The organism is Roseburia faecis (assembly GCF_001406815.1).
GTDB classification, from domain to species: Bacteria; Bacillota; Clostridia; order Lachnospirales; family Lachnospiraceae; genus Roseburia; species Roseburia faecis.
The window spans coordinates 1-16,811 of the sequence record NZ_CVRR01000093.1 but is presented as its reverse complement, the minus strand read 5'-3'; the positions used below and the strand labels follow the sequence as shown (position 1 = coordinate 16,811).

Genomic DNA, 16,811 nt, shown 5'->3' with positions numbered 1-16,811 from the left:
AGAGTGAGTAATATGAGCATAAGAAAAGTGGTCGCAGGACTACTGATTACAGCAGGGATTGCCATTATGGCAGTCCCTTTTTTCTGGCGGGCAACCGGAGAAAAACAGACAGAACAGCTCATAAGTGAATTTGAGCAGACATTGGAGGATGATTACGATGAAGAAACAGATGTGGAGGAAGAGCAAACCTCCATTAGTGAAGAGGATGAAGCCATTCTTAAAGAAGGCGGTGTTATCGGCATCATTGAGATACCGGGGTTAGATATCAGGTATCCGGTAATGGAAGGAACCACAAGTAAAGTGCTTAATGCAGGGATTGGTCATATAGAAGAGACTGCAGGAATCGGTGAGAGTGGCAACTGTGTGTTATGCGGTCACAATGGCAGCAGATATGGCACATTTTTTACACCACTAAGTCAGATATCCATAGGCGATGAAGTGATGATAACCGACAAAAATGGACTGAGGCACATCTATGAGGTAACAGAGACAGAGGTAGTAAATCCGTATGATAACAGCATCAAGACACAGGGTACAGAAAAAGAATTAACTCTTTTTACCTGTTCCCAGAAAGGGACCATGCGTTTTGTGGTCAGGTGCATTTATAAGGAGGCGGTGATGGATGAATAAGAGATACCGACTTGGTGATATAGAAGAGGCAGTATCAGAAATGGAAGAGCTAATCGACATCGAGGATGATATTGCAGAGATTGATGATGACTTTCAGATAGTCGTAAGCGGCTGGTCTGTGTATGTCGAAAGCCTGAATCTGACACTCAGACAGGGAATAGCCTGTGTATGGGATGCAGAGGAAGGATTATTTATGCCTGATTTTGATGTGACTATCGTGTATGAGGGGAACATTGAAACGGGCTACTCCAGAAGCGATGCTTCTGTCGTTAATGAGTCAGGTGAAAGTATGCAAGCATCCTTTCCTGCTGACTCATTATACTATGAGCAGGACGGAATGGTCGTTACACTTGGCAACTGGTTAAATGGCAGATTGTCTTGTGAACAGATAGAACAGCTTTGGTGTGAGCTTATCATACCAAAGCAAAACAAAGAACAAAAAGAGAGCGAGGAATAGCATATGAAGTATTCAATTAAAGTAAACGAAGTAAGGGCAAAAGAGGGCAGCAATATCAAGGGATTTGCAACAGTAGTATTTGGTGATTCATTTAAGATTACCAATATTGCAATCCTTGAGAATAAGGACAAGGGAGAGCTTTTTGTATCAATGCCTAGATACCGCTCCAATGAGCGTGATGAAAGCAATGGTGTGATTTATAAGGATGTGTGCAATCCTATCACAGCAGAGTTTCGTGAGGAACTCTATACCAATATCCTTGATGCCTATGCAAGAATCAGGGAACCGGAGAAAGAGGAGACACAGAAGCGGGACAGAATACAGGAAATGCCTGAGTTTTCCGTAACTGTGACACCTTATGAGAGGGAAGGCAGTAACATCAAGGGACTTGCACGCATTTATTTTGAAAACAGTTTCATCGTAAATAACATCAATATCGTGCAAGGCAAAGAGAAAATCTTTGTATCAATGCCTTCTTATAAAACAAAGCAGGTGGATGAGCAGGGTAAGCCTATTTACCAGGATGTTTGCTATCCGGTCACAAAGGATTTCAGGGAAAAACTCTATAATGAGATTATCTCGGAATATGAGAAAGCAAAGGATAAGAGCAATGAAAAAGCTAGGGAGAGTGCTGAGAAACATCATGGCAATCCCGATAAAGAGAAGGACAAAGAGGCAACACCCTTTCGATAATTAGCAATCGGAGAACAGGGGCGGCCAAGGCTGCCCCATTTACAGAATGGAGGAAACAGAATGGATATGGAAGCAGGAAAAACACTTACCAATGAGGAGGTCATAAGGGAACTTCTCGAATTATTAAAGAAAAATGCCATGAAAGAGCAGGCAAATGATGTATTTGAGATATGCAGCTATGTGGATGGACTGGAGAAAAAGATTGATTCCATGACGGAAGAACTAACCAATATGCAGAACCAGATCAAAGAAATGCAGGAAGATACACTTGTCAATAATGCTAAAAAGGCATTGTCGGAAGCACAGGAGCGACTTAATACCAGACGTGAGCAGATAAAGTCGCAGGTATTGGAAGTGAAAGCACAGGTCAAATCTACAGCAAAGAGCGTAGTTGATGAAGGAAAGGCAAAGGGAAGAACTGCATTATACAGGGTGTCGGAGTTCTTAGGAATTAAGAAAAGGCTTCTTGATATCCGGGAAAATGTAAGGGGCGCAATTAAGACCACGGATAAGGATATAGCAAAGACAGCACTTCTTGCAAAAGAATTTCGTGAAGCCGGGCAGACAGCAGCTAATGCATTCCGTACTTTTGCTGACAAACCGGAGGTAGATTATTCTCAGAAAGAGCAGAAACATCCAATTACAAAGGCAGTACTTGCTCCGATGAAAGCAGTGAAAAAGATGCTTGTATCAATGAAACTTCATTTGGATGCATCTATTGATAAGCTGGATAATCTCGCTATGAATGTGCAACTTGATAAGGAAAAGCATATGGAGAATGCGAAAGCACAGGAACAGACAGAGCCGGAGATGGCAGAAGCTGAGAGAGTGGAAGCAGAGATTGTATACGCACCGATGGTCGCTGAACCACAGGAGTATCAGTATAATGCAGATGCATTTGAGGCTAGAAAGACATCAGAGGGAAAGCAGGAAAAGGCAGGAAAGGCTCTGCCAAAGGTTAGTGAAGATAAAGTTAGATAAATAATAAAGGCGTATCATCAGAAATGGTGGTACGCCTTGTTAAAGTAGAAAAATTTGGATGTATATGTTATAATATTCCAATCGAACTTATTTTTTGAAATGAATGGAAGAACACTATGAGCAGGAAAAAACAAGTTAATCAGAAAATCACAGCTCTTTACTGCCGTATCTCTCTGGAGGATGGCGGCGATAATGAAAGCATGAGCATCAGCAACCAGAAACTTATGCTCCGGGACTTTGCCGAAAAAAACGGGATGTTCCAGTATGAGTATTATGTAGATGACGGTTATACAGGCCGTAACTTCAACCGTCCTTCTTTTCAGCGCATGATTGCTGATATTGAGGCGGGAAAGATCGGCTGCGTCATCACCAAAGATCTGTCCAGACTGGGCAGAAATTATATTGAAGCTGGCAGCTATATTGAAATCTTTTTTCCAAAGCACAATGTACGATATATTGCCATTACAGACGGAGTGGACAGTCTGACCCGTCAGGAAATGGACATTACACCTTTTAAGAATATCCTGAACGATATGTACAGCCGGGATATTTCCAAAAAGGTGCTGGCAGGGCGTATGACCCGTTCCAGACAGGGAAAATTTTGCGGCGGACAACCGCCTCTCGGCTTGATGCGTGACCCGGAGGATAAGGGGCATTTGATCCTTGACCCGGAAACTGCGCCGGTGATTCGCAAAATCTATGATATGGCGCTGGATGGATGGGGCTGTATGCGGATCGCAAAGCAGCTTATGGATGATAAAGTCCCGATTACCAGAGTAAAGAGCAACACAGAATGTGACGTGAATTACTATTCATGGGGAAGTGCAAGAATCAGCCATATCCTGCGAAACCCTTTTTATAAGGGCGCACATCTGGTCTGCCGGACACATCAGAAAGGGATTCGCTCCAACACCTATGACATTATCCCTCGTGAGGATTGGGAAATTATCGAGGATTGCCATGAAGCAATCATATCCCCGGAAGAATGGGAGCAGGTACGGGAAATCATTGACCGTAGACCAACTATTATGAAAGGCAATTCCTGTCCTTTTTACAATCTGTTCCACGGCATCATTTACTGTGCGACCTGTGGAAAATCCATGCAGGTGCGGTATGAAAAGGTTGGAAGAACCGGAAAGAACCGTTTTACCGGCGAGATTCGGGAGCCGATTGATAAGGCGTATTATATTTGCTAGACCTACAACCGGCTGGGCAAGAATGCCTGCACCAGCCACAAGATTGAAGCCAGAGATTTATATAACCTTGTGCTGAAAGATATTCAGGAACTGGCAAAGACTGCATTCAAAGATGCCGATGCTTTTTATCAGCGGCTGAGCAGTCGGATGGAACGGCGGTATCTGCTAGATGCTTCCCAGACACAGAAGGAATGTCAGCGGCTGGAAAGCAGGAATCAGGAAATTGACGGGATGTTCCTGAGCCTATATACCGATAAGGCGAAAGGAATCCTGACTGAGCAGCGTTTTATGAAGCTGACAGCAACGCTGGAACAGGAGCAGGAAGCCAACCAGAAGCGCCTGCAAGACCTGATGTTGATGATGCGCCACTCTGACGAACAGGAAAATGAGGTCCGCACCTTCATCAAAGAAATCCGGCGCTATGCAACCATTGAGGAACTGGACGAAGCGGTGTTGAACCGACTCATCAGCAAGATTCTGGTGAGTGAAGTCAAGAAAATTGACGGACAGAAAGTACAGGAAGTCAGAATCATTTATAACTTTGTCGGAGAAATACCGGAAATTATTGTATAATAGTGAATCCCCATCTCTCAATTAACGAGGGATGGGGATTTTTATTTACGGAACACTTGCTTGGAAAACGTAAACGCTCTATAGCGAGTACCTTTTTTGCATGATAAATAGTAGACTATCTCTTTTCTTGAATTTCTAATTTATTTCGTAACAAAAAACACTTCGGGGCAGGATGGCTCGAAGTGTTTTTTGTGCTACACTTTGTTTTCACGATAAATTTTCCATATCCAAATAGACAATATTGCTATAAATGCTCCAACTAAAATCAAAAGAATATCAACGGAAATTGTATTACCTATTATTCCGAAAACAGTAATTCCTATTGTCGTAGAAATTGTAGATAATATATTTAAGTTAGCAAAAACGCGTCCTAACATCTCTTTTTTTACATTTTCTTGTATTAAAACAGTATTTGATGTATTGAACAAAGGAAGAGATATTCCTGAGCATAGCATAAAAAGAATATATATACTAAAAATATTTGACGCCCCTAAAAGACAAATAAAACCTCCAAAAAGCAATGCTGATATTGCCATGAATTTTAGTTTATTAAACTCTTTAAAAGAACAAATCAAAATCCCGCCTAACATAGTTCCTAATGACCATACAAATTCATTGATTGCCAAAGCATTAACACTACTGCTAAATTTAAGATTTACCAATACTGGCGTTAAAAAAGCTGGTGCTGACATAAAGAAATAAAAAAGCAAATAAAATAAAATCAATCTTCCTAAGAAAATGTGCTGCTTGAAATATTTTACTCCCTCCAAAAAATCAGACAGTGTACTTGTATCCTTGTTAGAACTTATTGTGTTCTTATATTTTAGCTTTAATAGTACAATAATCGCCAATAGTGCTGTGATACAGTCAATAAAGAGGGTATGTCCAAAATCCATTACATTTAATAAAACACCTGCCATAGCAGGAGATAAAATATTGATTGCTGATGAAGCAGTAGCATAGATTCCATTTATTTTTGTTAATTTTTCTTCAGGGCAAATCAGCGGTAAAAAGGCGTGTTCTAATGGTGTTTGTATTCCTGAACCAACCGATCTCAACGCACAAGCACCGTATAGTAGGTATAATGAATCAAAACCATTTATAAATAAAATTGCTAGTATCAATGTAGAAATACCAGTAATCGTATCGCCTATTATAATTAGATTTTTTTTGTTGAATTTATCCCCCCACGTTCCTGAAAACATAGAAATAACAATCTGCGGCATATAAGTACAAACTATAGATATTGCAAGAGCCATTGTTGATGATGTTTTTAGTGTTATATACCAAACAATAGAATAAGACACTATGGCAGAGCCAAATAAGGAGATTATTTGACTGGTAAGAAAGACTGAAACACGCGTTAAACTTTTATCTTTCATTTTCCACCTCTCCCTCTAAATTTATAACTTTTTCATTTTGCGTACTTTTATAATATCTTTGCCAAAATCCAATTTGTCGCATAGAATTTGACTATTTTTATCATAACACTTTTGTTTAGTTTTCAGTCGTTTATAATCGGTAGCATAGCAATATATGCACCCATTCAAACAGGTATGATAAGCACCTATATCAACACTTTCTGCACAAAGACAGTTTTTTCTTTGTCCAGTCGCCTTTTTTAATAGTAATGGGCGATTACAGATTTCTTCTAATAGAACACTGTCAATACAAGCACCTTTAGTTATTCCAAATTTCGTCAAATCATAATTTTCGCAACAAGTCTTTATCGGAAGTTTATACTTTGCGCCTATTTCTCCAAACGCTTGTGCAAGATGTGTTATTTCATCTGTACTTAATTCGTATAACCTATATCCTCTATTTTTCTGGTATAAATCAATAAAGCTAATAACAACATGATTTACTGCCGTATATAACAAACTACACATTTCTTCAAATAGTTCAATATGCCGATTTACAGTATAAGTATCATTAAGTAAAATAGGATCATATCTCCATACGATTCGTTTTTTTTCGATTTTTTCGGATAATTCCAATACATTTTTTATAATGTCGCTTTTATCAGATATATTCTTTTCAAGAGTATTATCGTATGGGGTAATGGTGTACTGGAACATATACATATATCCCATACGATTTAATTCCTCTAAATAGTCCATAAATGGTACTGCATTTTTAGTCCAAAAAACAATACACTCAATAAAATCTGGCGAAAGATTTATCTGGCTAACCTGATGAAAATTCATCGGATTCCTAGTCATAACATATTTGTCACGCAACCGATTCATAAACCATTCTGGATAGCAGCCCGGAATATCCGTTCTCCTTGACACGGATAATATCATTTCTTTCTCCTCTAGTTTTGTAAAATATTTTTGGAATTGAGTTTTTCAATCATACTTTGCGCTGAATTAAAAAACTCGATTTCAACATTTTTCCGTTTATCAATATATTTTCCCTCATATAGAAAATTTTTTAAACGACAAATCATTTCGCTGCTATCTTCCAAAACCCATATAGGTATATTATTAAGGTATGCAAGGGTTATTTCGTTTAATGTGCCATTACACCCACCTATAACAATAAGAAGGTCGCTGGACTTTACAGCCAATACACTTCGCCCGTCCCAACCCATTTCAGTCGCCACGCGAAAAGTAGCTGGTTCATGTCCGCCTTCACAATGCCCCTCATTACTATATGCAATACTTATTCCGTTTACAGCTAATGCTCCATGCGTAGCAGAATTAGGGATTCCTGTTCCTCCGCCAGTAATTATTATATGTTTTTTTTCGGCGGCAACTTTAGCAATTTGAAACGCTGAGGACAACAAGTTTTCATTTGTTTCGTCCCATGCTCCGGCTATCATAATTTTCATTCTTTCTCCTCCAACTCAGTAATCAAACGGCTATGACCGTTTCCGTCTGTTCTCGCTTTCATTTTCAAAAGCCTATCTAACTTTTCTGATGTTAATTTAATAATATCAATATCGTATGCCACACAATTTCCTAATAACAAAATCAGTAAATCGGCGTGTTCTTCTTTAAAATTAGGTTTTTGCTTTGTGAGAGCGTCACAAATCTCGCCTAATTCTTCCATAAGCAACGCCATTCTAAAATACTTATCTTCCCCACCGTTATTCTTAAAATCATTTTGTATGTGTAATAATCTTACTTTTTCTAAAAGCTGCTCCATTTTTACTTCCCCTTTCTCAATGCGAATAAATAATGATTATAGTCTTTACTAATTCCTAATTTTTTCAATTCGACAAGTTCAAAAGGAGAACTTTCGATTAAGTCAACCATTTCCGCACAAGTCTTATACATAGCAGGGGCGCCATGTTCATACTTTATACTATGTGCATTAAAATCTGCGTTATTAGCTAATATCTTCATATTTGGAATCAAATCCACAAGTATAAACATTCCACCGTTGACTAAACACTCTGCAATTTTTGAGAGAAGAATGTCCTGCCCTTTTACGCTATGGAACATAAATGCTGAATATACAAAAGCATATTGTTCGGTATATAAATGTTCATCTGCACTCCCTAAATACAAATGATTATATACTGCCTTTTCTTTTGATCTTTTCAACATTTCCGAAGATATATCTAAGCCGTCAATTTCTGTGCTTGGCACAAGACTTTTTACACGTTCTCCTAATACTCCTGTTCCTACACCTAATTCTAAGATAGATTTTTTATCCATAGACTTGTCATAATATGAAAGTATTGTCTTTGCTAACTCATCATAGGATTAAACGGCAAAATGCTTTTCTGATAACCGTCATTTGGTGTCATTATAATAATGACTCCATTTGGATTTAAGTAACCAGCTAATTTTTTCAAAACTTGCTCTCTTGATACAATATGATGTAATACCTGTTTCATTACGATAATGTCATATTTATTGTCATCAATAAAATTTTCTACACTATCATTTATTAACCGAACAGGATTTTTAAATCTTAATGTATCTATTTGCTGGAGCATATCGCTACTCATTTCAACTCCAGTTAATTCAATGCCAAAAGTTAGTGCGTCAATCTGACTTAACAATTTTCCAGTCCCACAACCAACTTCCAAAATCTTTGATGTTGAGGTTATATATTTCTTGATTGTAGGAATCATCATATTATCATTACCGTTAAGGCTGTTAATATAGCGTGACTTTTTCTCCCATTCTTCGGCTATATTACCTGAAAATACAGATTGAACATCAGAACTATCAAACATAAAAATTCCCCCTTATTACCCAAAATACACAAAAAAATAGTAAGTAGCTGTCGATATATGTATTTTACAACTTCCTATGTAGAGATTCAATATGCACGATACACATTTTTCTTTGGACTTCGGGGCAGATTGTCCCGAAGTTTAAAACCACTCTGTAAAGTATTACCTTGTACCTGTTGAGTTTCACTAGAGAATTTGTTATTGTTCGTAAGAGGGCATATATATTTTCACTAGAGATTATTGATACGATTAAATCTACGGCACGGGTAATTCATACACTGACTTTACAAAGTATCAGTACATCCCGTACAGGAGCTGCCAAGAATCCGGTGCTTCGCGATTATTACCTCAAAAAATGCAGTTCAAAACCAAAGCTTGTAGCAATGGGTGCCGTTTCCCATAAAGTACGCAACATAATCTATGCAATACTCAGAGATAGCAAGTCTTTTGAAATCATTACGCCACAGGAGCACATCAAACAATACAATGCTGCTAAATGCGACATAGCCGCATAAAATACTGCAAATCCAACGAATCAATATCTTTTTGAAAAATAATATTTTCACCAAGGGGAAAGTCTACCCTTTTTTAGAGGAAAAATATTTTTCATTTATCTATTGACATTTATTAGCTGGACTTTTTGAGTCTCTATTTGATTAAGTATAACCGATATAAAGTTTTCATTCTCTATGATTTACATGAGATTATTAAGGTTTTCCTAATGGCTTATAGCGCCGATCTGTTGGATTCTCCGCAGTTTTTGGAATCAGCCAAGCACCAGCCATCTTCACAGCGCCGGGAATACGCCCGCCGACACACCATGTGAGATGTCATGCCCTATTTCTCGGCACCCACTTTCAATGTCATATAGTCCATTTCGCACCTTCACAAAATATATTACAATTCTCTCGCTCGAACAATACAAGACAGAAAACATGAATAAAAATAAGGTGAAAATAGGGCAAGCACTACGAAAGATAGCTTTCTTTGATGGTGTTTGACCTTTTTGAATTTACCACTTGACATTGTGGTAAAGGTTTTGCTGTTGTTGCGGATCAGATCAGAAACCTTGCAGAACAGAGTGCAAAATCAGCGGTGGATTCAAAAGCACTTATTGAAGCAGCTATTCATGAGGTTGGAGATGGAAATATGTATGCAGAGAAAGCCTCAACTTCATTGAGAGAAGTTGTGGATGGTATACAGGCGATTGCAGACAGTGCGAAAAAAATAAAAGAAATTTCCATTGAACAGGCAGACAGTATGGAACAGGTAGAGGTAACCGCAGAAAGAATTGCTGAAGTTGTTCAGAATAATTCGGCTGCGGCACAGGAAACATCAGCGACGAGTGAAGAACTTACAGCTCAGGCTACAACACTTAGCGGTATGGTTTCGGTATTCAAATTAAGACAATAAGAATAGACAGAGTTTTTAGTGGATGGTTGTTTTTTACACAGTTAAAGAATAATCGTCCACTTTTCTGTTTTGGGCAAGAAAATGTTTTTTACTTTTAGTTCGGTTATATGGTTATTTATAATAAAAATATAGAAACAATGCGTCGTTTAATAGATGAAATATGAAGTATATGTTGAGTTTTCTTGAGCTGAAATATAGGTCATGAGTTTTTTATAATAAGAATAACTTTATGCTTTTTTGAATAAAAAAGTCTTACTTCGTGCAAAAAAATCTTACTTCGTGCAGAAAAGGTGAAATGTTGTAAGATACTTGTCGATAAAAAAGAAAAATAAGGAGGTTTTCAAATATGAAAAAGCTTAATGATGTAGCACTGAGATTACTTGCAAAAGCAGCATATGTTAATGCCAAAAAGGAAGCAGACTCAGCATGTTTGTTTATTGGTTATCAGCCTAAAATGCCATAGAATGTAAAAGAGCTGTTATTCCAATAAATCAATTAAAGGTTACTGCTTGGGCTTCGGATGGAGAGAGCAGGTACGGTTCTGACTGACAGAAGAACCGTGGAAAGGAGTTAATATGGGATTAGGCATTGAAAATTCAGTTAATGCTTATAATCAGAATTATAGGTATCAACAGAATAAGACGACAGGGCAAGCCAATCATTTAGATTTCAATAAGATTTTATCTGCTAAAGAGGGTGATAATACAGAGAAAGTACAGAAGCCAAATGAAAATAGTGTTTCAAAAGTAGATACCTACACTGAATATTTAAAGGCTAAGTATGGGAATATAATGATCCAAAATGTTGGAAGTGATCAAAAGAGTATGGATTCATTGGGGACGGGGACATATGGGATGAATAATATTGTGATTGCACCCAATGTTTTGGAAACAATGGCAAATGATCCCAAAAAAGCAGCTTATTACGAAAAGATGATACAGGATTTTTTTGCTTCGCAGTCAACTGTGAAGGCGCAGATGGCAGTCGGGGGGTTTGAGATTCAATCTTATGGTATGGTTATTCACCCGGATGGAACTGCACACTATTATGTTTGTGGAGATGTTTCACCAGAAAAAAAAGCAAAGATAGAGGCGCAAATGAAAGCTGAAGATGAAGAGAAGGCTAAACGGCGTAGACAATATTTAGAGCGCAGTGAGGAGGCGGCAGAAAAGCGCAGACAGATAGAAGAGATTAATATGCAAAAGAGTAAAAAAGATGCGGCTTTTAATGATAATATATCGGCTGTTAATGTATTATCGGAAGTAGATAGGGCGGTTGCCATAGCTGCTTATGAAAATATTGCCAATACTTTTAATGAAAACATAATAAAAAGTACAATTGATAATTGAGGACTTTACTGACTATATCAACTTATAATAATCGATATATAATATTATGCGCTGAAAGTCCAGCTAATAAATGTCAATAGTTAAATGAGAAAAAATCTATTTTATTTTCTGACTAAAAAAGGGCGGACTTTCCCCTTGGTGAAAATATCGTTTTTTGAAAGATATTGATTCATTGGGTTCATAGTATTTTATGCAGCTATGTCGCATTTAGCAGAATTGTATTGTTTGATATGCTCCTGAGGAGCAATGATTTTGAATGGTTTGTTATCTCTGAGTATTGCAAATATCATATTGCATACCTTATGTGAAACAGCTCCCATTGCTACGAGCTTTGGTTTTGAGTCACATTTTTTGAGGTAGTACTCACGAAGAACTGGATTTTTAGCTTCTCTATTACGGGAGATACTGATGCTTTGTAATGTTAACGTGTGAATAACACGTCTAGCTATGGCAGAACCACGCTTAGACATTTGAACCTTGGTGCCTTCAAATTTACCGGATTGCTTTACTGATGGATCAAGACCAAAATAAGCGAAAAGTTGTTTGGGCTTTGAAAATGCTGAAAAGTCACCGATCTCACCCATAATGGATACAGCAGACAAGAAACCAGCACCTTTGAAAGTTTCAATCAAATGAATCTGCTTGACAAAGTCAGAATCTTCATTAGCATCAACAAGCTCGTGGAGTGATTCAAGAATGCTGTTGATTTCTTCATCATATTTACGTATGAAGCTGATATAAAGGCGAATACGCTTGATGTTGCTGTCTATGATGTAACCAAACTGATTTGCATCAGTTGCCGCCTGAATTATGGCATTATACTTATTTTGAGCATATGTAAGCCCAAATCGAGCTGTGGATTTGATGATATCAATAATCTCTTGTTTGTCTGCTTTAAGAAAAGCTGATGGAGAGGTATAAGTCTCCAATAATGTAAGAGAAGTGTTGATAGTAACCTTGGAAAAGATGCCAAGATACTGTGGAAACGCCATGCGTAATTCACCCTGAAGCTTATTCACATAGGCACTGCGATTATCCATTAAATCGTAGTATTCACGGCATAGGTTACGGCAGTTTAGAGCAAGATCTGAAGGCATAAGTGAAACCTTTAAATCAGGTTTCAAACCAACCAAAGCAGCTTTTTTAGAATCAAAACGATCATTATGTACTTTTCGTATGTTGATATTTGTGCTATTCTTAGTGATGATAGGATTAATAACCGAGCAGTTAAAACCCTTATCACGAAGATAGCAGAAGAGTGGGTAATGATAAATTCCCGTGGATTCGAGGAAAATGCGACTTTCCAAAGAATACAACTCTTCTGCTTCTTTTATTTTAGAAACAGCGGTTGTAAGGGAATCAATACTGTTATGTAGGATTTTGTAAGGTTTTCCTACGAATTGTTGGTTTGGAAGTGCTATAGACATCCATGAGAAATCAGCACCGACATCAATACCAACAGAGATGAATAGTTCATCAAGATTAAAAATAACTTTGTTTGACATGAGCGATAGCCCCTTTCTGATAGGAATCCATTTCCAATCTGGCAGGTACACAACCTAGCGTGTTATTCGGGTATGGCCTTCAGGCTCCCAACCAGCTAAAACATAAAACCCTGTCGAATGGACTAATTGACTTTATTGCAGGTATCAGTCACAGAAGTGACTTCCCAAGGAGGTGAACATTCTTTGTCCTATCCTAAGAGATAATACCTTATGTTTTATCTAGTGTCTATCATCTGTATATATTTGACATTGAAATGCCGGAGATGAATGGTTTGCAGCTTGCAAAAGAAATCCGGAAAATAGATGCCAAAGCATTGTTTGTATTCCTGACTGGATATACGCAGTATGTTATGGATGTTTTTGAGGTTATTACCTTTGACTATATTTCTAAACCGATTACAGTGGAAAAGCTGGAGTCCGTCCTTTTAAAAGCCATGCAGTATCTTCATATGATAAAGCGTGACTTTGTCTTTCAGTTCCGAAAAAATCAGTTTCGTATTAGCTGCGATGATATTGTGTATTTTGAGAAGAAAGGTCGTCAGGCAGTGATACATACGATCTCAGAAAATTTCAAGGCAAATATGACAACTGAAGAAATATGGAAACAGCTTGATGATAAGGTCTTTGCCCATATTCATGTATCATATATCATCAATCTTGGGCATATCAGGGCGATTGATGGAGATGAAGTAGTGATGGACAATGAAGAAAGACTTCTGATTGCCCGCTCCCATAAGCAGAATTTAAAAGAAAAACATATGGAGTTTGTAAGGAGGATGGTTTAAGGATGGAATATGTGATACGCTTTGCCATCAGCCTGTTTGATCTGGCAGTGTTTATGTATTATTTTCATTCCAATAAGAAAATGAAACCAGTATCAAAGGTATGGATATGGGCTGGATTTACCATTGCTGCAATTATATGGACATTTGTCAGTAGCATAAAAAATCCGTATCTGAATCTTGCGACTCTTTTGATTGTGCTTATACTGTTATCATTTTATTATGAATCAGGAATGTGGACGAGAATTATAAATATTGTGACATTCATGGGTATTGGAATGCTGTTTGAACCTGTAGCCTTGCTGTTACTCCATGCTATGAATTTTCATATGGGAGAAAGTTATAAATATTATTTTGTAATGGTAATATGCAGCTTTGTTCGTGGAAATGTGATGTATATTCTGTCAAAATTGATTTCAAAGAAAGGGATGCAGATTGCTGATTTTCCGAAAGAAATTTTGGGTGTGCTTGTTATGGTATTTGCCTTTACGGTGTTGAACTGCTGCTTTGTTATTCTTTTGTCATTGGAAGCTGGCAGTGAAAAAAGCCTGCTTATGTGTGCCAGTATTGTAATTTCCATTGTCCTGACAGATTATTTTATGCTGTATATGATGGAACGTTTTAATTATCTTGTGCAAAAACAGTATGAGGATGCAATGTACAGGGAAGAAATGCACTATAAAGACATCTATTATGAAGAAGCAGAAAAACAGAATAAGGAAGTGCAGAAGTTAAAGCACGATATGAAACATAAATTGCATGAACTGTATCATCTGTTGGAAAATAGTGATGGGCATGAACTTTCAGAGAAAATCGGTGCGATGTGCATAGAATTTGAGCAGATAGATGAAAAGCAGTATTCTGATAATCCAATCGTAGATTCTGTGCTCCGCATTAAATTTGGCAGGGCAAAGGCAAGGGGGATAAAAGTAGAAACATCTATTCGTATTCCAAAGAAGATGCAGCTTGATCATGGGGATATAGGTGTATTGTATGGAAATCTTGTGGATAATGCGGTAGAAGCCTGTAGCAAGGTGCCGGAGGAACAGCGTTTTGTAAAGATTGAAAATAAGTACCAGTCGGGGATTTTGCTTCTTGTAATAACAAACAGCAAAACAGGAAAGAAAAATAAAAGCCTGAAAACAACCAAGAAAGATAATATCCGACATGGGCATGGTGTTCAGAGTGTCCGCAAAGTGGTAGAAAAATACAATGGAACGGTAAGTTTTACAGATAAAGGGGATATATTTGAGGTTTCAGCAATGCTCTATGGAATTGAAGTGAAGGAATAAATGCAAAGCGTTACACTTAAATGTCAATCTGTTACACTTTGCCGCATTTTCCTGTAAAGTATGATATAGTGCATTCATCAAATGCAAAGGAGGACATACATATATGTCAAAATTAAGAAGATTGATGAACCGACTCAGTCATGGAGCATTAACCAGCGTGGCAGCACTTGCCCTTACGGTAACTGCAACCAATATGAACCGTTGCTGCTGGTTTATTTTCGGACAGGACAAGTTACCGGATAATGCGAAAAAACTTAGAAAATTTTAAGGTGGTAACAGGGTATGATTGCTAAATTTGCAAAGAAGATAAATGAAATATTGATACAAAAGGAGATTGTGCAAAAAGAGGATGCAGAACTGTACCAATATGGGATAGAAAATGGCATTGTTGTTGCAGGAAACCTTTTGGCTTCTGGAATATTTGGCATTGTGACGGGGAGACCGGGACTTGTTCTGGTCTTCCTGTTATTTTATGCCTCGTTGAGAAGCTATAGTGGGGGCAGCCACTGTAAGAGTAGAATCGGCTGTTTTTTGATATCAATGGCAATTTTATTTATTCCGGTTTATACATATGAGCCTGTAATGAAAAATGTTCCTAATGCCGTGATTTTATTGATCGGAGTTCTTGCAGTGGTAATTATTATTGTCCTTGCCCCAGTGGAAAGTATCAATAAACCTCTTGATGAGGAAGAAAGAAAGTATTATGCAAGGGTAACACATTGCATAACGGCATTGCAGGTATGTGTTCTTATCATTTTGTTTTGTCTGGATCTGCAAGATTATTTTTATGCTGGGTATGTAAGTATAGTCCTGGTAGCAGTATTTATGGTTATGGGAAAGATTGCAGTGAAACGATATGTGCAATAGAAAATCCTCTTAAAATGATATATTAAATTTGTGACTGCTTTTACATAAGATTGGCTAAGATGGGGAGAAATTTACGTTTTGTCGTATTTTGTGTTGAAAAAATCGTACTTCGTGCAAGATATATTGAAAAAAGTAGGAAAAATGATATGGTTATGGTGAAGTAGTAAAAAAGTTATCAATAGTATTTGTAATCGTCTGTATAATTGATTTTTTGACAGCAAAATCAACAATGAAAAATGTGCCGTCAAGATGATGGCACATTTTCTATATATATGATATTTATTTAGATAATATGCGGAGTGCTTTATATTTATTTAATGGAAAGATAAAAATTACCGATATAGTAGGAAGATAGGAAGAAGGTGAATAATATGCTGGAAATTGCTGTTTGTGATGACGATATAGCAGATCTTGAGTGTGCAGTGAATATGCTGCATAAGATTTTTACAAGTCAAAAGATTGCTTATCATATAGAGAAATTTATGTCTGCAAATCAAATGCTTGAAAATATCAGTCGTATTGATATCGGAATTTTAGATATTTCGATGGAAGAACTGAATGGTATTAAACTGGGGAGAAAATTGAAAGAAAAATTTCCAGATGTGAAATTAGTGTATATTACGAGTTATGAAGAATATTGTATGCAGGTCATTAACGAAGTTCATGCATTTTCATTTCTATGTAAACCACTGGAATATGATAAATTGGAATTGCAGATATTGGAACTTCTGAATCAACTGCCGGACGCCATAGTAGAAAAGAATTTTTATAAAGTGACTGATAGCAATGGAAAAGGGTATCTGTCGATCAAACTGAAACTGAGGGATATTTTATATTTTGAATACATAAAAAGATCCAGAAAAGTACTGATAGCATTG

The 16,811-nt window shown here is 37.3% G+C and carries 18 protein-coding genes and 3 pseudogenes; 14 read left to right on the top strand and 7 right to left on the bottom strand.

Annotated features, from left to right (window positions below; translation table 11 throughout):
• Positions 1 to 12: 12 nt before the first annotated feature.
• The 5 genes and pseudogenes from M72_RS15685 (at position 13) to M72_RS15665 (ending at position 4,530) form a co-directional block, all read left to right on the top strand.
• The gene (locus M72_RS15685) at positions 13 to 630 is read left to right on the top strand and encodes a class D sortase (RefSeq protein WP_015521654.1); all 618 of its coding nucleotides are present in this window, start codon (positions 13 to 15) and stop codon (positions 628 to 630) included.
• Positions 623 to 1,087 carry a hypothetical protein gene (locus tag M72_RS15680; protein WP_015521653.1) on the top strand — a complete coding sequence of 155 codons (465 nt, stop codon included), beginning with the start codon at positions 623 to 625 and terminating at the stop codon, positions 1,085 to 1,087. Before M72_RS15685 ends, M72_RS15680 begins: the two co-directional genes overlap by 8 nt.
• Positions 1,088 to 1,090: 3 nt before the next feature.
• Positions 1,091 to 1,780, top strand: coding sequence for a SpoVG family protein (locus tag M72_RS15675; RefSeq protein ID WP_055068865.1), 690 nt, complete (start codon positions 1,091 to 1,093; stop codon positions 1,778 to 1,780).
• A 60-nt stretch (positions 1,781 to 1,840) separates the two neighbouring features.
• Positions 1,841 to 2,761, top strand: coding sequence for a DUF6674 family protein (locus tag M72_RS15670; protein WP_082413944.1), 921 nt, complete (start codon positions 1,841 to 1,843; stop codon positions 2,759 to 2,761).
• A 116-nt stretch (positions 2,762 to 2,877) separates the two neighbouring features.
• Positions 2,878 to 4,530, top strand: a pseudogene (locus M72_RS15665) (recombinase family protein).
• Positions 4,531 to 4,724: 194 nt separating this feature from the next.
• On the opposite strand, the gene M72_RS15660 reads toward M72_RS15665, so the two are convergent.
• Genes M72_RS15660 through M72_RS15635 form a run of 6 tightly spaced genes read right to left on the bottom strand, consistent with a single transcriptional unit; the run spans position 4,725 to position 8,725 of the window.
• Complete coding sequence (locus M72_RS15660; RefSeq protein WP_015560923.1) at positions 4,725 to 5,912, bottom strand: MFS transporter; 1,188 nt, start codon at positions 5,910 to 5,912, stop codon at positions 4,725 to 4,727.
• Positions 5,913 to 5,933: 21 nt separating this feature from the next.
• Entirely contained in the window at positions 5,934 to 6,836 is a 903-nt protein-coding gene (locus M72_RS15655) for a DUF1848 domain-containing protein (RefSeq protein ID WP_015560924.1), read from the bottom strand.
• Positions 6,837 to 6,847: 11 nt separating this feature from the next.
• Positions 6,848 to 7,366 carry an SLOG cluster 4 domain-containing protein gene (locus M72_RS15650; protein WP_006859478.1) on the bottom strand — a complete coding sequence of 173 codons (519 nt, stop codon included), beginning with the start codon at positions 7,364 to 7,366 and terminating at the stop codon, positions 6,848 to 6,850.
• Complete coding sequence (locus M72_RS15645) at positions 7,363 to 7,683, bottom strand: pyrophosphohydrolase domain-containing protein (RefSeq protein ID WP_006859479.1); 321 nt, start codon at positions 7,681 to 7,683, stop codon at positions 7,363 to 7,365. The genes M72_RS15650 and M72_RS15645 overlap by 4 nt, the downstream gene beginning before the upstream one ends.
• Before the next feature lie 2 nt (positions 7,684 to 7,685).
• Positions 7,686 to 8,222, bottom strand: a complete 537-nt coding sequence (locus tag M72_RS15640; RefSeq protein ID WP_261291855.1) for a class I SAM-dependent DNA methyltransferase — start codon at positions 8,220 to 8,222, stop codon at positions 7,686 to 7,688.
• A gap of 8 nt (positions 8,223 to 8,230) precedes the next feature.
• A complete protein-coding gene (locus M72_RS15635; RefSeq protein ID WP_055068864.1) occupies positions 8,231 to 8,725 on the bottom strand; it encodes a class I SAM-dependent methyltransferase in 495 nt (164 codons plus the stop codon).
• A 263-nt stretch (positions 8,726 to 8,988) separates the two neighbouring features.
• Between M72_RS15635 and M72_RS17420 the strand changes: the two are divergent.
• The 4 genes and pseudogenes from M72_RS17420 to M72_RS15620 form a co-directional block, all read left to right on the top strand.
• Positions 8,989 to 9,240, top strand: a pseudogene (locus tag M72_RS17420) (IS110 family RNA-guided transposase); the annotation flags it as partial.
• Positions 9,241 to 9,766: 526 nt separating this feature from the next.
• Positions 9,767 to 10,138, top strand: a pseudogene (locus M72_RS15630) (methyl-accepting chemotaxis protein); the annotation flags it as partial.
• A gap of 346 nt (positions 10,139 to 10,484) precedes the next feature.
• Positions 10,485 to 10,601: a cyclic lactone autoinducer peptide gene (locus M72_RS15625; RefSeq protein WP_015560929.1), complete on the top strand. Its 117-nt coding sequence runs from the start codon at positions 10,485 to 10,487 to the stop codon at positions 10,599 to 10,601.
• 112 nt (positions 10,602 to 10,713) lie between these two features.
• A complete protein-coding gene (locus M72_RS15620; protein ID WP_006859485.1) occupies positions 10,714 to 11,487 on the top strand; it encodes a DUF6033 family protein in 774 nt (257 codons plus the stop codon).
• Between the two features lie 188 nt (positions 11,488 to 11,675).
• On the opposite strand, the gene M72_RS15615 is transcribed toward M72_RS15620, so the two are convergent.
• A complete protein-coding gene (locus M72_RS15615; protein ID WP_055068863.1) occupies positions 11,676 to 12,992 on the bottom strand; it encodes an IS110 family RNA-guided transposase in 1,317 nt (438 codons plus the stop codon).
• Positions 12,993 to 13,192: 200 nt separating this feature from the next.
• Here M72_RS15615 and M72_RS15610 point away from each other — a divergent pair, with 200 nt between their 5' ends.
• The 5 genes from M72_RS15610 to M72_RS15595 form a co-directional block, all read left to right on the top strand.
• A complete protein-coding gene (locus M72_RS15610; protein WP_314733833.1) occupies positions 13,193 to 13,777 on the top strand; it encodes a LytR/AlgR family response regulator transcription factor in 585 nt (194 codons plus the stop codon).
• 2 nt (positions 13,778 to 13,779) lie between these two features.
• A complete protein-coding gene (locus M72_RS15605; protein WP_005602855.1) occupies positions 13,780 to 15,066 on the top strand; it encodes a GHKL domain-containing protein in 1,287 nt (428 codons plus the stop codon).
• A gap of 103 nt (positions 15,067 to 15,169) precedes the next feature.
• A complete protein-coding gene (locus M72_RS16620) occupies positions 15,170 to 15,334 on the top strand; it encodes a cyclic lactone autoinducer peptide (RefSeq protein ID WP_005602854.1) in 165 nt (54 codons plus the stop codon).
• 14 nt (positions 15,335 to 15,348) lie between these two features.
• The gene (locus tag M72_RS15600) at positions 15,349 to 15,933 is read left to right on the top strand and encodes an accessory gene regulator B family protein (RefSeq protein WP_055068861.1); all 585 of its coding nucleotides are present in this window, start codon (positions 15,349 to 15,351) and stop codon (positions 15,931 to 15,933) included.
• A 371-nt stretch (positions 15,934 to 16,304) separates the two neighbouring features.
• A partial coding sequence (locus M72_RS15595; protein WP_055068860.1) for a LytR/AlgR family response regulator transcription factor occupies positions 16,305 to 16,811 on the top strand: 507 nt, incomplete at its 3' end.

Coding starts and splice junctions, on each gene's coding strand:
- M72_RS16620 (WP_005602854.1), top strand. CDS start 15,170: ATGTCAAAATTAAGAAGATTGATGAACCGACTCAGTCATGGAGCATTA.
- M72_RS15600 (WP_055068861.1), top strand. CDS start 15,349: ATGATTGCTAAATTTGCAAAGAAGATAAATGAAATATTGATACAAAAG.
- M72_RS15660 (WP_015560923.1), bottom strand. CDS start 5,912: ATGAAAGATAAAAGTTTAACGCGTGTTTCAGTCTTTCTTACCAGTCAA.
- M72_RS15670 (WP_082413944.1), top strand. CDS start 1,841: ATGGATATGGAAGCAGGAAAAACACTTACCAATGAGGAGGTCATAAGG.
- M72_RS15605 (WP_005602855.1), top strand. CDS start 13,780: ATGGAATATGTGATACGCTTTGCCATCAGCCTGTTTGATCTGGCAGTG.
- M72_RS15675 (WP_055068865.1), top strand. CDS start 1,091: ATGAAGTATTCAATTAAAGTAAACGAAGTAAGGGCAAAAGAGGGCAGC.
- M72_RS15625 (WP_015560929.1), top strand. CDS start 10,485: ATGAAAAAGCTTAATGATGTAGCACTGAGATTACTTGCAAAAGCAGCA.
- M72_RS15645 (WP_006859479.1), bottom strand. CDS start 7,683: ATGGAGCAGCTTTTAGAAAAAGTAAGATTATTACACATACAAAATGAT.
- M72_RS15615 (WP_055068863.1), bottom strand. CDS start 12,992: ATGTCAAACAAAGTTATTTTTAATCTTGATGAACTATTCATCTCTGTT.
- M72_RS15685 (WP_015521654.1), top strand. CDS start 13: ATGAGCATAAGAAAAGTGGTCGCAGGACTACTGATTACAGCAGGGATT.
- M72_RS15620 (WP_006859485.1), top strand. CDS start 10,714: ATGGGATTAGGCATTGAAAATTCAGTTAATGCTTATAATCAGAATTAT.
- M72_RS15635 (WP_055068864.1), bottom strand. CDS start 8,725: ATGTTTGATAGTTCTGATGTTCAATCTGTATTTTCAGGTAATATAGCC.
- M72_RS15655 (WP_015560924.1), bottom strand. CDS start 6,836: ATGATATTATCCGTGTCAAGGAGAACGGATATTCCGGGCTGCTATCCA.
- M72_RS15680 (WP_015521653.1), top strand. CDS start 623: ATGAATAAGAGATACCGACTTGGTGATATAGAAGAGGCAGTATCAGAA.
- M72_RS15650 (WP_006859478.1), bottom strand. CDS start 7,366: ATGAAAATTATGATAGCCGGAGCATGGGACGAAACAAATGAAAACTTG.